9 protein-coding genes are annotated in these 14,052 nt (G+C 65.0%); 4 read left to right on the top strand and 5 right to left on the bottom strand.

Features of this window, described 5'->3' with window-relative positions; genetic code table 11:
* Positions 1-30: 30 nt before the first annotated feature.
* Positions 31-1,629 carry an isocitrate lyase gene (locus Q7I88_RS13275; protein ID WP_305096391.1) on the top strand — a complete coding sequence of 533 codons (1,599 nt, stop codon included), beginning with the start codon at positions 31-33 and terminating at the stop codon, positions 1,627-1,629.
* A 183-nt stretch (positions 1,630-1,812) separates the two neighbouring features.
* Complete coding sequence (locus Q7I88_RS13270) at positions 1,813-3,999, top strand: malate synthase G (RefSeq protein WP_305096390.1); 2,187 nt, start codon at positions 1,813-1,815, stop codon at positions 3,997-3,999.
* A 30-nt stretch (positions 4,000-4,029) separates the two neighbouring features.
* Here Q7I88_RS13270 and bktB read toward each other — a convergent pair whose 3' ends face one another.
* Complete coding sequence (bktB, locus tag Q7I88_RS13265; protein ID WP_305096389.1) at positions 4,030-5,217, bottom strand: beta-ketothiolase BktB; 1,188 nt, start codon at positions 5,215-5,217, stop codon at positions 4,030-4,032.
* An 83-nt stretch (positions 5,218-5,300) separates the two neighbouring features.
* A complete protein-coding gene (locus Q7I88_RS13260; RefSeq protein WP_305096388.1) occupies positions 5,301-5,984 on the bottom strand; it encodes a TetR/AcrR family transcriptional regulator in 684 nt (227 codons plus the stop codon).
* A gap of 156 nt (positions 5,985-6,140) precedes the next feature.
* On the opposite strand from Q7I88_RS13260, the gene Q7I88_RS13255 reads away from it, so the two are divergent.
* Positions 6,141-7,448: a spinster family MFS transporter gene (locus tag Q7I88_RS13255; RefSeq protein WP_305096387.1), complete on the top strand. Its 1,308-nt coding sequence runs from the start codon at positions 6,141-6,143 to the stop codon at positions 7,446-7,448.
* Positions 7,445-9,100 carry a carboxylesterase/lipase family protein gene (locus Q7I88_RS13250; RefSeq protein ID WP_305096386.1) on the top strand — a complete coding sequence of 552 codons (1,656 nt, stop codon included), beginning with the start codon at positions 7,445-7,447 and terminating at the stop codon, positions 9,098-9,100. Before Q7I88_RS13255 ends, Q7I88_RS13250 begins: the two co-directional genes overlap by 4 nt.
* Before the next feature lie 11 nt (positions 9,101-9,111).
* On the opposite strand, the gene Q7I88_RS13245 is transcribed toward Q7I88_RS13250, so the two are convergent.
* The 3 genes from Q7I88_RS13245 to Q7I88_RS13235 form a co-directional block, all read right to left on the bottom strand.
* On the bottom strand, positions 9,112-10,692 hold the full coding sequence (locus Q7I88_RS13245) for an AMP-binding protein (RefSeq protein WP_305096385.1): 1,581 nt from the start codon (positions 10,690-10,692) through the stop codon (positions 9,112-9,114).
* Between the two features lie 78 nt (positions 10,693-10,770).
* Complete coding sequence (locus Q7I88_RS13240; protein ID WP_305096384.1) at positions 10,771-13,011, bottom strand: TonB-dependent receptor; 2,241 nt, start codon at positions 13,009-13,011, stop codon at positions 10,771-10,773.
* Between the two features lie 129 nt (positions 13,012-13,140).
* Positions 13,141-14,043 (bottom strand): SDR family NAD(P)-dependent oxidoreductase, encoded by a 903-nt coding sequence (locus Q7I88_RS13235; RefSeq protein WP_305096383.1) that lies wholly within the window; start codon positions 14,041-14,043, stop codon positions 13,141-13,143.
* Between the last annotated feature and the right edge of the window lie 9 nt (positions 14,044-14,052).

Here is a 14,052-nt window from a genome sequence, read left to right as displayed (position 1 = left end):
AGCACTCCACAGTTCATTGCGGAGAAACAAATGACTTACCTCGGCAACATCGCCGGTATCGCCGGCACCATTTCCGCCAATGGCGCCCGATGGGGCGGAATCGACGCGGAAGCGGTTGCGCGCATGCGCACGCAAAACCGCTTTCGCACCGGCCTGGACATCGCTCGCCACACCGCGGCGATCATGCGCTCCGACATGGCGGCATACGATGTCGATCCGGCAGCCTACACGCAATCGCTCGGCTGCTGGCATGGGTTCATCGGCCAGCAGAAAATAATCAGCATCAAGAAGCATTTCGGCACCACGAAGGGGCGCTACCTCTATCTCTCGGGTTGGATGATCGCTGCGCTGCGGAGCGAATTTGGCCCGCTGCCGGACCAGTCGATGCACGAGAAGACCAGCGTCCCGGCGCTGATCGAGGAACTCTACACCTTCCTGCGGCAGGCGGATGCGCGCGAACTGGGCGACCTGTTCCGCGAACTCGACGCGGCAAAGGAAGCGGGTGACGTGTGCAACACCCATCGGCTCTTGCGCAGAATCGACGATTACCAGACCCACGTGGTCCCGATCATCGCCGATATCGACGCCGGCTTCGGGAATGCCGAGGCGACGTACCTGCTAGCGAAAAAGATGATCGAGGCCGGCGCCTGCGCGATCCAGATCGAGAACCAGGTCAGCGACGAGAAGCAGTGCGGGCACCAGGATGGGAAGGTGACCGTGCCGCACGAGGACTTTCTCGCGAAGATACGCGCGGTGCGATACGCCTTCATGGAGCTCGGCGTGGACGACGGCGTGATCGTCGCCCGCACGGACAGCCTTGGCGCCGGCCTCACCAAGCAGATCGCCTTCAGCCGAGAGCCGGGCGACCTAGGCGATCAATACAATCGCTTCCTCGACTGCGAGGAGGTCGATCCGGCGAACGTGGCCAACGGCCAGGTCGTCATCAGCCGCGACGGAACTCTTCTTGCGCCAAGGCGGCTGCCGAGCAACCTCTACCAGTTCCGTCCTGGCACCGGAGAGGACCGCTGCGTGCTCGATTGCATCACCGCGCTGCAAAACGGTGCCGACCTGTTGTGGATCGAGACCGAGAAGCCGCATATCGGCCAGATCGGCGGCATGGTCCGCCGGATCCGCGAGGTAATCCCGAGCGCCAAACTCGTCTACAACAACTCGCCCAGCTTCAACTGGACGCTCAATTTCCGCCAGCAGGTCTACGATGCCTGGGAAGCGGAGGGCCGCAACCTGGCGGGCTACGAGCGCGAGCACCTGATGAGCCAGCAATACGACGATGGTGAGCTGGCGCGCGAGGCGGACGAGCGAATTCGCACCTTCCAGGCTGATTCTGCGCGCGAGGCAGGGATCTTCCACCACCTGATCACGCTGCCGACCTATCACACCGCGGCGCTCAGCACCGACAACCTGGCCAAACGCTATTTCGGCGAGGAAGGCATGCTCGGCTACGTCAGGCAGGTCCAGCGCGAGGAGATCCGCCAGGGTATCGCCTGCGTGAAACACCAGAACATGGCCGGCAGCGACATCGGTGACGATCACAAGGAATACTTCGCCGGCGAAGCGGCCCTCAAGGCCGGCGGCGAACACAACACCATGAACCAGTTCGCGGCCGCCTGAGGCGCCCCGGCAAGAACGAAAGGACATCGCCATGCCCGAGCCAGCAAGGGCCCGCCCGATTTTCTGCAGCCAGGACTTCGCTCTTCTGCGCACCGCCGTGGCCGAATACGTCCGTGCCCATGACGGGGAGGAAGGAATCGCGAAGTTCGTGAACCTACACCACCGGCTGGGACGCCTTGGCCGATGACAGACCCCGCACAGGTCCACCGGGCGCAGACTGTTTCGAGCGACGCCCGGTGCGAGCGCGCGGGCCTGCAGGTCGCCTCCTGCCTAGCGGACTTCGTGGAAAGCGAAGCGCTTTCGGGGACACAGATTGCGGCAGGAGAATTCTGGGAGGGGTTCGCCGCAATCGTCGCCCGGTTCACGCCCGGCAATCGCGGCCTGTTGCGAGAGCGGGACGCGATGCAGGCGCGGATCGATGCCTGGCATCGGCAAAATCCGGGGGCGGGCGGAGCACCCGAAAGCTTTCTTCGCGAGATCGGCTACCTCGTCGAAGAACCGGCCGCGTTCACCATCGGCACGCGCGGTGTCGATCGGGAGATCGCCGCGGGGGCCGGGCCCCAGCTCGTGGTGCCGGCGCGCAACGCCCGCTTCGTGCTCAACGCCGCCAACGCCCGCTGGGGCAGCCTCTACGATGCGCTCTACGGCACCGATGCGCTCGACGGCGTGCCGCCGCCCGCCGGACCCTACAATCGCGCGCGGGGCTCCCGGGTTGTTGCCTGGTCGAGAGACTTCCTCGACGCCCACTTCCCGCTCGCAGGTGCCTCGTGGCACGACTGGCGCGGCGACGATCCGGCCTTGCGCGACCCGAGGCAGCTTGTCGGCCGCAGCGGTGCGAACCTGCTGCTGCGGCACAACGGGCTGCACGTCGAGATCGTGATCGATCGCGCAAGCCCGATCGGCGCGGCCGACCTGGCAGGTATCGCCGACGTCCGGCTCGAAGCCGCTCTGACAACCATCGTCGATCTCGAGGATTCGATCGCCGCGGTCGATGCCGAAGAAAAAGTGGAAGCGTATCGCAACTGGCTGGGCGTGCTGCGCGGCGACCTGACTGCGACGTTCGACAAGGACGGTCGGCAATGCGTGCGCCGCTGCGAGCCCGACCGCGAATGGTTCGATGCTTCAGGAACGCCGTTCAACCTTCCCGGTCGCAGCCTGCTTCTGGTGCGCAACGTTGGGCACCTGATGACCACCCCGGCTGTGCTGGACGCCAACGGGCACGAGGTCTTCGAAGGCCTGCTCGATGCAGCGATCACCTCGCTGTGCGCGCTGCACGACCTGCTCGGCCCGGGTGCCGGGCGCAATTCGCGCACGGGTTCGATCTATGTCGTGAAACCGAAGATGCACGGGCCCGGGGAATGCGCCTTCGCAAACGAACTGTTCGATGCGGTGGAGGACCTCTTGGGGCTGGCGCGCAACACGATCAAGATCGGCGTGATGGACGAGGAACGGCGGACCAGCGCCAATCTCGCGGCCTGCATCCACGCCGTGAGGAACCGGGTGTTCTTCATCAACACGGGGTTCCTCGATCGCACCGGCGATGAAATACGCACCTCGATGCTGGCCGGGCCGATGCTCCGCAAGTCGGATATCAAGCAGGCCGCCTGGATCGCCGCGTACGAGGATCGCAATGTCCAGATCGGGCTCGCCTGCGGCTTCGCTGGCCGCGCCCAGATTGGCAAGGGCATGTGGGCGATGCCCGAGTGTATGCACGAAATGCTGGCGCAGAAGATCGGTCATCCAATGAGCGGTGCGAGCACCGCATGGGTGCCTTCGCCGACCGCCGCGGTGCTCCACGCCGTTCACTACCACTGTTCCGACGTGGCCGCCCGCCAGGCCGAGCGCGCCGCAGAGCCGATCGCCCCGCTCGGTTGCCTGCTGGAGGTCCCGCTCGCCGGAAAAGAGGACGCCTGGACCGAGGCCGAGGTCTGCGACGAACTCGAGAACAACCTGCAGGGCATACTCGGCTACGTCGTGCGCTGGATCGACCAGGGGATCGGTTGCTCGAAAGTTCCGGACATTCGCGACATCGGTCTGATGGAGGACCGCGCCACACTGCGGATATCCAGCCAGCATGTCGCAAACTGGCTGCTTCACCGGGTCGTATCGGAGGACGAGATCGATGCCGCGCTGAAGCGAATGGCAAGGAAGGTGGATGCCCAGAATGCGGCCGACCGGACTTACCGTCCGCTCATTCCTTCGGCAGGCAGCATCGCCTTTCGCGCTGCTCGTTCGCTTGTTTTCGAAGCGCTGGGGCAGCCCAATGGATACACCGAGCCGCTGCTGCACCGCTACCGCAAGGAAGCGAAAGACGGCTGCTGCGCATGGGCGCCGGCCAAGGAAGCGAAGTTCTCGCTAGAAAACAGATGACAGCACGGTCCATCCGCCCGGACGGAGCCGTTAGGGCGCCGGCTGCGCCTCGATGACCATAGCAATCCCTTGGCCCCCGCCGATGCACATGGTGACGAGACCGTAGCGCCCTCTGGTCGCGCGCAGGTGGTACATGCACTTGACGGTCAGGATGCATCCCGTCGCGCCCACCGGGTGGCCCAATGCTACGCCCGACCCGTTCGGATTGACCTTGTCGGAATCGAACCCGAGCGCCTTGGCCACGGCCGCGGCCTGTGCTGCGAATGCCTCGTTGCTCTCGATAACGTCGATGTCGGATAGCGAGAGGCCGGCGCGTTCGAGTGCGATGGGCACGGCCTTGATTGGCCCTTCGCCCATGAAGGCCGGTTCGACTCCCGCGATGCCCCACGACACGATGCGGGCCATCGGCTCGAGACCGCGCTGCTCTACCTGGGAGCGCGTGGCGAGGACGACCATTGCCGCTCCGTCGTTGACGCCGCTTGCGTTGGCGGCCGTGACGGCGCCGCCCTCCTTGAACGCCGGCCGCATCGCGGCGAGAGCCTGCGCATCGATGTCGGCGCGAACGTGTTCGTCGGTATCGAATACGATCGTCCCCTTGCGCGTGACGATCTCGACCGGAACGATCTGCTCCTTGAACCTGCCCTCGGCAATGGCTCGCGCGGCACGGCGGTGGCTGGTCACCGACAGCGCATCCATCTCTTCGCGCGTGATGCAGTGGCGCTCGGCCACGTTCTCCGCCGTGATGCCCATGTGGAAATCGAAGATCGCGTCCTGCAGGCCGATGACGAGCGCATCTTCCTGCTCGTTGGGTCCCATCTTGCGCCCCCAGCGAACCGAGTGGTCGTGATAGGGCACGTTGGACATGCTCTCCGCCCCGCCGGCGAGCGTGATCGAGGCCTCGCCCAGCTGCATCATCTGCGCAGCCGAGACGATCGCCTGGAGCCCCGATCCGCAAAGCCGGTTGAGAGTAAGGGCAGGTGTTCTGTCGGGGACGCCGGTGTTCAAGGCGACGACACGGGCGAGCATGTTGTCACGCGCGCTAGTCTGCATGACCTGGCCGACGACGACGTGATCAATGTCCCCTGGCTCGACGCACGCCCGGCGAATGGCCGCATTGGCGGCGATCGCGCCGAGCTCGGCCGGCATTTTCGATTTCAGGGCGCCGCCGAAGTTTCCGACGGCCGTGCGAGCGCCGCTGACGATGAAGATGTCTTCCACTGGATGACCCTGTCGGTGAGAGGAGTTGCCAGGAAGTGCGAGGATTCATTCACTAGGTCAAGAGTGAACGAGACTCAGCGGTCTTATCGTCGATCGCAAATCTTGCGGAAACCGGCGGCCATGAACTTCGCCATTCGTGCCTTGACCGCCTCGAAATCTTCCGATCGGCACTTTCCGCCCGACAGTTTGTCGATCCGGCCGGTTCGGGCCAGTGTCAGCATCAACGCGCCCGAGACGAAGTGGTAGCCCCAGTAGATGTCTTCCTCAGCGCAGTCGGGCATGGCCTTCTTCAACAGGCCGATCAGGCGCAGAACCACCGGGTCGAAATGGGCGTCCATCAAGTCCGCACCCCATTCGGGGGTGTTCGACACCTGGGCTCCGAGCTTCCCGTAGTTCTTCCACCCTTCGCCGCCCTGGATATAGGTGTCGAGGTCAGTGTCGAGGAAAGCATGGAGCGCCCCCTCGATCGTGGGCTTGCCGGCGCAAGCGACATCGTAGTCGTCGAGCGCCTTCATGCGCCGTTCGCTCGTGACCACCGCCCGGCGCGCGAAAACCGCGTCGAACAGCGCGCGCTTGTCGTCGAAATAGTAGTTGAGGAGGGTGTGGTGGACGCCGATTTGCTTGGCGACATCCTTCAGCGTGACGCCGTGAAGGCCGTGCTGGGCGAATTGTTCTTCGGCGGCATCGAAGATCTGTTCCATCGTTTCGGCGCGCTGCTCGGCCTTCTTGGTGGGGCGCTTCTTCCTGGCATCGGCGGTGGTCGGCATATCGCCGAGACCCTTCCGGGTTCTTTTAGTCTGCGTCAAGCGACAGTCGCGCGCCGATTACATTCGCACACATGTGAGTGAAGGTTGACAGCCGTGCCCGCTTGACGCAAGCAAGCTATCGAAAAAAGAAGTAGCGAAAATTCCGGGAGCGGACAGATGGATGCCAGCACGGTCCACGAGGGCCCGACAGCCGGCTATGCCGGCGAAGGGCACAGGCGTGTTCGCCGCCCCATGGCGGTCTTGTGGATGCTTACCTTTGTCTACGTGATCAACTTCCTCGATCGCCAGCTCCTCAGCATCCTCGCCAAGCCGATCCAGGACACGCTGCACGTTACTGACGGCCAACTCGGCCTCATCGGCGGCTTCTACTTCGCGTTGTTCTATTGCTTGATCGCGATTCCCGTCAGCTGGCTGGCGGACCGGACCAACCGGGTAGCGGTACTAACTGCCGCCTGCGCAATCTGGAGCGCGGCGACGATCGCTTGTGGGCTCTCGCGCAATTACACGGAACTTGTGATCGCGCGCATGACGGTCGGATTCGGCGAGGCGGGCGGGGTGCCGCCGTCCTACGCGCTGATCACCGACACGTTCGGGCCCGGCAAGCGGGGGATGGCCTTCGGAATCTACAATCTCGGACCTCCGATCGGCGCGGCGCTCGGGATTGCTCTTGGCGCGACGATCGCCGAGCTTTTCGACTGGCGCGATGCATTCGTCGCGATCGGCGCCATCGGCGTCCTTGCCGCCGTGGCCCTTCCCTTTGTGGTGCCCGAGCCCTCGCGTGGGGCGACCGATCCCGGCGCCGCGGCGCGGACAGACAAGGCGCCGTTTTTGGCCACGATCCGTTCGTTCTTCTCGAATCCGGTGATGTCGCTGGCAGCGTTCGGCAGCGGCGCGACGCAGTTCGTCACCTATGGCCTGGGCAACTTCGCGGTGCTGTTCGTCATCCGCGAGAAGGGCATGACGATGGGCGAGGTCGCGATCTGGTACGCGCTGGTGGTTATCGTCGGCATGGGCGGAGGCATGATCGCCTCGGGCCGGGTGATCGACAAGCTGGCGACCCGGACGCGCAGGACGTACGCGCTCGCCCCGGCGATCTCTCTGACCATCGCAGCGCCGTTCTGCGCCGGCTTCATCTGCGCTCCGTCGTGGGAACTCGCGCTGGTCTTCCTCACCGTGGCGATGTTCTTCAATTACTTCTATCTCTCGTGCTCGATCACGCTCGTGCAGGAGGAGAGCGCACCCAACCAGCGCGTGCTCGCGGGCGCGCTTCTGCTGCTGGTGATGAACTTCATCGGGCTCGGCCTCGGCCCGACCTGGGTCGGCGCGGCGAGCGACTGGTTCGCCGCGCGCGGCGAGGCCAACTCGCTCCAACTGGCGCTCTACTCCCTGCTACCCGCTTACGGGATCGCCATTGCGCTGTTCCTGTGGCTCGCGCGGCGGCTGGGCAGGGAGGCCCGGAAATGACGATGCGCTCGACCCTGTTCGCACTCGCACTTGCGGGCGGCGGCGTGGCGGCGACTGCCAGCGACCTGCAACCCGTGGTCGAGGCACCGGCCGGCGCGGTCCGCGGCTCCGCGGTAGGTGGCATCCGCGTCTTCAAGGGTATTCCCTACGCCAAGCCCCCGGTGGGCAGCCTGCGCTGGCGCCCGCCGGTCCCGCTCGACAGGTGGCCGGGAACGCGCGAGGCAAGCGAGTTCGGCCCGGCGTGCGTGCAGCCGCAGTCCGACAAGCTGACCACGATCTACTCCGAGCCGCCGATGCCGGTGAGCGAAGACTGCCTTACACTCAACGTCTGGACGCCGGACGAGGCAAGAGGCGTGCCGGTCTTGGTGTGGATCCACGGCGGATCGCTGCTCACCGGGTCGAGCCGCGAGCCGTTGTACGACGGAACCGAACTGGCCCGGCGCGGCGTGGTCGTGGTCTCGATCAACTACCGCCTCGGTGTGCTCGGCTGGCTCGCGCATCCCGATCTGACGCGGGAATCGCCGCAGGACATCTCGGGCAATTACGGCCTGCTCGACCAGATCGCCGCGCTGCACTGGATACGCGATAACATCGCTGCGTTCGGCGGCAATCCCTCCGAGGTGACCATTGCTGGCGAATCCGCGGGCGGCCTCAGCGGCCTGCTATTGATGTCGAGCCCCTATGCGCGCGGGCTGTTCCAGCGCGCGATCCTGCAGAGCAGCTACATGATCGCGCTGCCGGAACTGAAGCGCAGCGTGTTCAGCGTTCCCTCGTGGCAGGCGACGGGGAAAATGCTGCAGGGCGGCCTCAGGGCGCCCGACCTGGCGGCGATGCGGCGGATGGACGCTCAGGCGATCACCGACGCCAGCGCCAAGCTCGGCTTCGCGCCGTTGCCCGCGGTTGACGGCAAGGTGCTGCCGAGGCAGATGGTCGATACTTTCGACGCGGGCGAGCAGGCGCCGGTGCCGGTCGTCGCGGGCTTCAACCAGGGCGAGATCCGCTCGCTTCGAATGCTGCTCGCCAAGCCAGCGAAGGATGCCGCGGAGTACGAAGCGGCAATCCGCGAGCGATACGGCGATCTCGCCGATCGCTTCTTGGCGCTGTATCCTGCTGCCGACCAGGCGGAGAGCATGCTCGCCGCCACGCGGGACGCCCTCTACGGCTGGACCGCCGAGCGTGTCGTGCGCCAGCAAGCGGCGCAAGGGCTGCCTTCGTACCTGTACCTGTTCGACCACGGCTATCCCGCGGCGGATGCGGCCGGATACCATGCCCATCATGCGAGCGAACTGCCCTACGTGTTCGGCACGTTTGCACGTACGCCGCCGTTGTGGCCGAAAATCCCCGACAGCGAAGCCGAGCGCGCCCTGTCCGCCGCGATGACCGACTATTGGGCGAGCTTTGCGCGGGGCGGACAACCGGTTGCCGCCGGAGCTCCCTCCTGGCCGAGCTACGCGCCCGGACAGCGCTACATGCTGTTTGCGGAGCGGCCCGAGCCGGCGAGCCATCTCATGCCCGGGATGTTCGCGTTCAACGAATTGGTAATGTGCCGCCGCCGTGCCGACCGAAAGGTCGGGTGGAACTGGAACGTGGGGCTGGCGGCGCCCAAGCCTGTTGCGTCAATGTCGAGCGAGTGCGCGCCGCCCAATCCCTGAACCGCAGCGGGTTAGGCCGCCTGCGCGACGAGGTTGCCGGCTTCGAGATCGGCCCGCAAGCGCACCTTGTCGATCTTGCCCGTAGCGGCAAGCGGCATGGCGGCAACCTCGACGATCTCGTTCGGGATCCACCAGTCAGCAACCTGGCCACGTAGTAGCCCGAGCAGGTTCGCATCGGGGTCCGCGGGATCCCTCTCGACCACGAGCACCGGGCGTTCGCCCCACCGGGGATCGGGCCGGGCGATCACCGCGACGTGGCGCACGGAGGGATGGGTGCCGACGATCGCCTCGATTTCGGCCGGGTTGATCCATTCGCCGCCCGACTTGATCAGGTCCTTGGCGCGGCCCTGGATCGTCAGATTGCCTTCGGCGTCGATCGTCGCCAGGTCGCCGGTGTCGAAGTAGCCCTCGGCATCGAGCACGTCCTCGTCGGTCGCGAAGTAGCGGTCGATTACGGCCGCTCCCTTGACCTTCAGATGTCCCAGGACGCCGCACTGTTCGGCGAGCGTGTTGCCCTCGGCATCGGTTAGCTTGAGATCGACACCCAGGCGCGGCCGGCCGGCTCCCACGCCTTGCGCGGGTGCTCCGGCGAGGGCCATCGTTCCGATGGGTGACAGCTCGGTCATGCCCCAGCTTGTCTGAACCCGTGCCCCGAGCCGCGCCTCGAGCCGATCGATCAGCGCTTCGGGACAGGCCGAGCCGCCTACGATGATCCGCTCGAGCGCCGGAAGTGATCCTCCGACTTCATCGAGGTAATCGACAAGGCCGAGCCAGACGGTCTGCACGCCCGCGGCAAGCGTCACGTCTTCGTCGCGCATGATGCGCAGCAGGCTCTCGCCATCCAGCTGGCGGCCGGGCAGCACGAGGCTTGCGCCCGCGGCGGGCGCAGCGAACGGCAGACCCCAGCCGTTGGCGTGAAACATCGGCACGGCCATCAGCAACGTGTCCGCCGCGGTCAGGCCGACGGCATCAGCCTGCAACGCAAACAACGTGTGCAGGTAATTCGACCGGTGGGTGTAGAGCACACCCTTGGGCTGCCCAGTCGTTCCCGACGTGTAGCATAGGCCTGCAGGCGTCCCCTCGGCGAACGCGCCCCAGGCGAACGCTTCATCTTGCTGATCGGACAGCAGGGCTTCGTAGCCTAGGGCCTCAGGCGAGGTGGCGCCGCCCTCGACGCAGTCCAATTCGATAAGGTGGCGCAAGGACGGACATTGTTCGCGGATCTCGAGTGCGAGCGCTAGCAGGTCGGTTGCCACGGCCAAGACCACGTCGCCCGCTTCGCGAACGATCGCTGCGAGTTGGGCAGTGGTGAGCCGCGGGTTGAGCGTGTGGCACACCGCGCCCATGCCCATGATGCCGTAGTAGAGCTCGAGGTGGTGACGGGTATTCCAGGCGAGGGTTCCGACCCGGTCTCCCTGCTCTACGCCCAGTCCGGCCAGCGCGGACGAGAGCCGGTTGGCGCGCGCGCGCAATTCGCCATAGCCGAACCGCGCTTTGACCGTTCCACCTTCCGCCCAGATCACTTCGCGATCGGGGGTCCACTTGCCGGTATGGTCGAGAAACTTGTCGACCGTCAGCGAATAGGTCTGCATCCCGAAATCCCTCGTTCGCCGCCGATTTTCCCGCGGTACGGACCCTGGGCCTGCACCGTTGGGATTGTCCTTAGAACCTCAGAAGACCTTCATCACCTTGATGCCGTACTGGCGCGGAGCCCCGGCAAAGTAGAGGCCGCTGTTGAGCGCTCCCGGGTAATGCTGATCGGTCAGGTTGGTCGCGTAAGCGGTTACGGCAAGCCCGCCGCGGCGCCATTCGAGCTGAGCGTTGAGAATATTGCGGGATTCGAGCCGATCGCCGAGCGCGCGGTCTTCGAACAGGGTCGCCCATTGCGCGGCTATGTGGCCAAAGTTGACGCGCGGGGTCAACTTTGCCGTGTCGCCAAGTGGAATTTCGTACTCGGCCGCGAAGTTGAACGTGAAATTGGGCGCGTATGTCTGGTCGCGGCCTTCGAGGGCGATGCAGTTCGCACCCGGTCCCCCCGTCAGGGGGTCGCAGGCGCCGGTCGCCGGGCGGCGCGGGTCGCTGGCGTAGAACTCGCCGAGCGAGCTCTTCAGCGCGTTGACGCCGGCGCTGACCCGCAGGCCGCCGAAATGCGCTTCGAGTTCGGCTTCCACACCGTAGATCGTGGTTGGATCCTCGACGTTGAGTTCGATCCCGAAGGTCGGGAAGGTGGGATAGCCGATGATCACCTGGAATTTCTCGTACCGGTTGTAGAACCCGGTCAGAGTCGTGCGCAGGTGCCCGTCGGCAAATTCACCCTTCCACCCGGCTTCGTAAGAGGTGACTTTCTCGGACTTAAACGGCGGCGGGTCGCCCAGGCCGACCGGGAGGTTCAGCCCGCCCGGTCGGAAGCCGGTGGCGACAAAGCCGTAGACGTACTGGGTGGGCGAAGCCTCCCAGCCGAGCGACGCCTTGTAGGAGAAGTTGTCCGACTTGACCGTCTGGTCCGACAGCAGCGGGGTTCCGTACTGGCGGACGTCGACGAGGTTCGTCGAACGGCTCGCGGTGTAGCGCCCGCCGACCTCGAGCTTGAGCGCCGGGGTGATCTGGAACCCGACCTGGCCGAACGCGGCGAGCGAGCGGGTCTTGTTGTAGCCCTTGAGGTTGTACTGCGCGGCGACGAGGTTGAACGGATAGGCGACATCGATCACGAAGTTCGAGAAGGGGGCGGGGAAATAGTAGTTGTTCCACACGCCGAACGCGCCGAGAAGCCAGGTGAAACGCCGGTCGTCGGGCGAGATGATATTGAATTCCTGAGTGTACTGGTGCTCGTTGACGGTGTCGTAGAAGTACTGGCTCGCCACCGGGGCGCCGGTGATCGGGTTATTAAAGTCTGATGACGTGCCGTCGAGATCGGCCTCGTACTGCGTATTGCCCCGCTGGATAGAGGAGATCGAGCGGAACCTGTAGCCGCCGTCGGTCGTGTATTCGGCCTTGAGGATAGAGCGGAAGAACTTGTCGCGGGCGCTCATCGGCGCGTTGGCGCTGATGTCGAACAGGTCGGTGTAGGTCGGGTTGGGCGCGCCGTTCGGCAGTGTCTCAAACGATTGGTAGTATGGATTGGCCGGGTAGGCGCCGAAGTCGAGGTAATCGAGGTCGGTCATCGACAGCAGGGTGAAATTGGCCGAAGGCTCCCACTTGAAGCTGATGCGGCCGGCCGCAATCCCCAGGTCGTTGTTTTCCTTCGATTTGCTGCCGCCCGGTCCGGTGATGTTGTAGAAGCCGTCGCGGCGCTGGCCGTAGAAGGCGAAGCGGGCGGCGAAGGTGTCGCTTACCGGCACGTTGACGGCGAACTGGCCGCCCAACTCGTCATAGTTGCCAATGCTCGCCTGGATATACCCGTGCACGCCGCCGCCGATCACGGGTTCGTTGCTGTTCACGAAGACGGCGCCGCCGGTAGCGTTCTGCCCGACGATAGTCCCCTGCGGGCCGCGCAGGACCTGGATGTTGGCGACGTCGTAATAGGGCTCCCCCTGGAAGTAGCCTGGGAACGTCGGCACGCCGTCACGGTAGGTGATGACGCCGGTCGTCGTCTGCGTGTTGTGCTCGGCCTTGCCGATACCGCGGACGTTGAAGTCGTTGCCCTGGCCGAAGTTGTTGACCACGATGCTAGGGGTCGCGAACTGCAGGGCATCGACGTTGACGACGCCCCTGTTGGCCAGGTCGTCGCCAGTCAGGACCGAGCCGGAAATCGCGGTCTGCATCAGGTTCTCGGCGCGGCGCGTGGCCGTGACGACGATTTCGGCCTCGGCCGCGTTAGCCGTCTGATCGTCGGTCGCGTCCTGCGCCATGGCCGGGGCCGACCAGGCCAGGGCTGCTGTCGACACACCGAAAAGAATACCTGCGCCTCTCATTTTCCCTCTCCTTGGACATCAGCGCGCTCCGGCGCTTGTGATCCTGATGACAGATGCGCACGGAGGTTTCAATACTCGTTCTCGTGTGAGTGAAGGTAATTCGAGAAGGTGCTTTCCGGAACGGTTTCGTCAATCAGCCCCAGCGAAGATGTCGGAGTCGCCACCGGCCGCGACGATCTCCCGCTCCCCCTGGATGAAGCCGCGATCCGGCACGATCTCGCCCTCACGCGCGCTGATCCCGTCCCATTGCCGTGCCACTTCGGCGGCGGTATGGGGCCCGCGTCCCAGCGTGCGCCCCTCCGTGAGGGTTATGTGCGCCGCCGCGAAGTGCCCTGCGCCTGCGCACAGGATCGCCCGGGTCGGTGCATTGTCGCTGACAAGGTGGACGAGCCCGGGGCTTACCAGGGCGGGATCGAGCGCGGCGAGTGCTCCTTCCGAGAGAATACCCCCGGTCATCTGCGTCGCCGCCGTCGGAGCGAGGCAGTTTACGCGAATGCCATACTTCTCGCCCTCGATGGCGAGCGTCTGCATCAGGCCGACGAGCGCCATTTTTGCCGCGCCGTAATTGGCCTGTCCGAAGTTCCCGTACAGTCCGGATGACGACGTCGTCATGACAATGCGGCCATATCTCTGCACCCGCATCGTCTCCCACACCGCCTTGGTGCAGATCACCGCACCCATCAGGTGGACATCAACGACGAGGCGAAAGTCAGCCAGGTCCATCTTGGCAAAGCTCTTATCCCTCAGGATTCCGGCATTGTTGACGAGGATGTCGATGCGTCCCCAACGGTCGAGGATCGCTGCCGTCATGGCTTCGACCGCCGCTTCGTCCGTCACCGAGCAGGCAAAGGGCATCGCCTGGCCGCCTGCACGCTCGATCTCGGCAGCCACCGAGCAGGCAGAATCCTCGTCCAGGTCGTTCACCACGACACAGGCACCTTGGCGTCCATGTTCGAGAGCATGGCTTCGGCCAAGCCCGTTTCCACCTCCCGTCACGATCGCCACACGCCCGGCCAAGATTCCCTCACTCATGATCAACCT

This window comes from Croceibacterium aestuarii (assembly GCF_030657335.1).
In the GTDB taxonomy this organism is placed as follows: Bacteria; Pseudomonadota; Alphaproteobacteria; order Sphingomonadales; family Sphingomonadaceae; genus Croceibacterium_B; species Croceibacterium_B aestuarii.
Note: the sequence above shows the minus strand (reverse complement) of the source record. Positions and strands in the feature narration are given on the sequence as shown.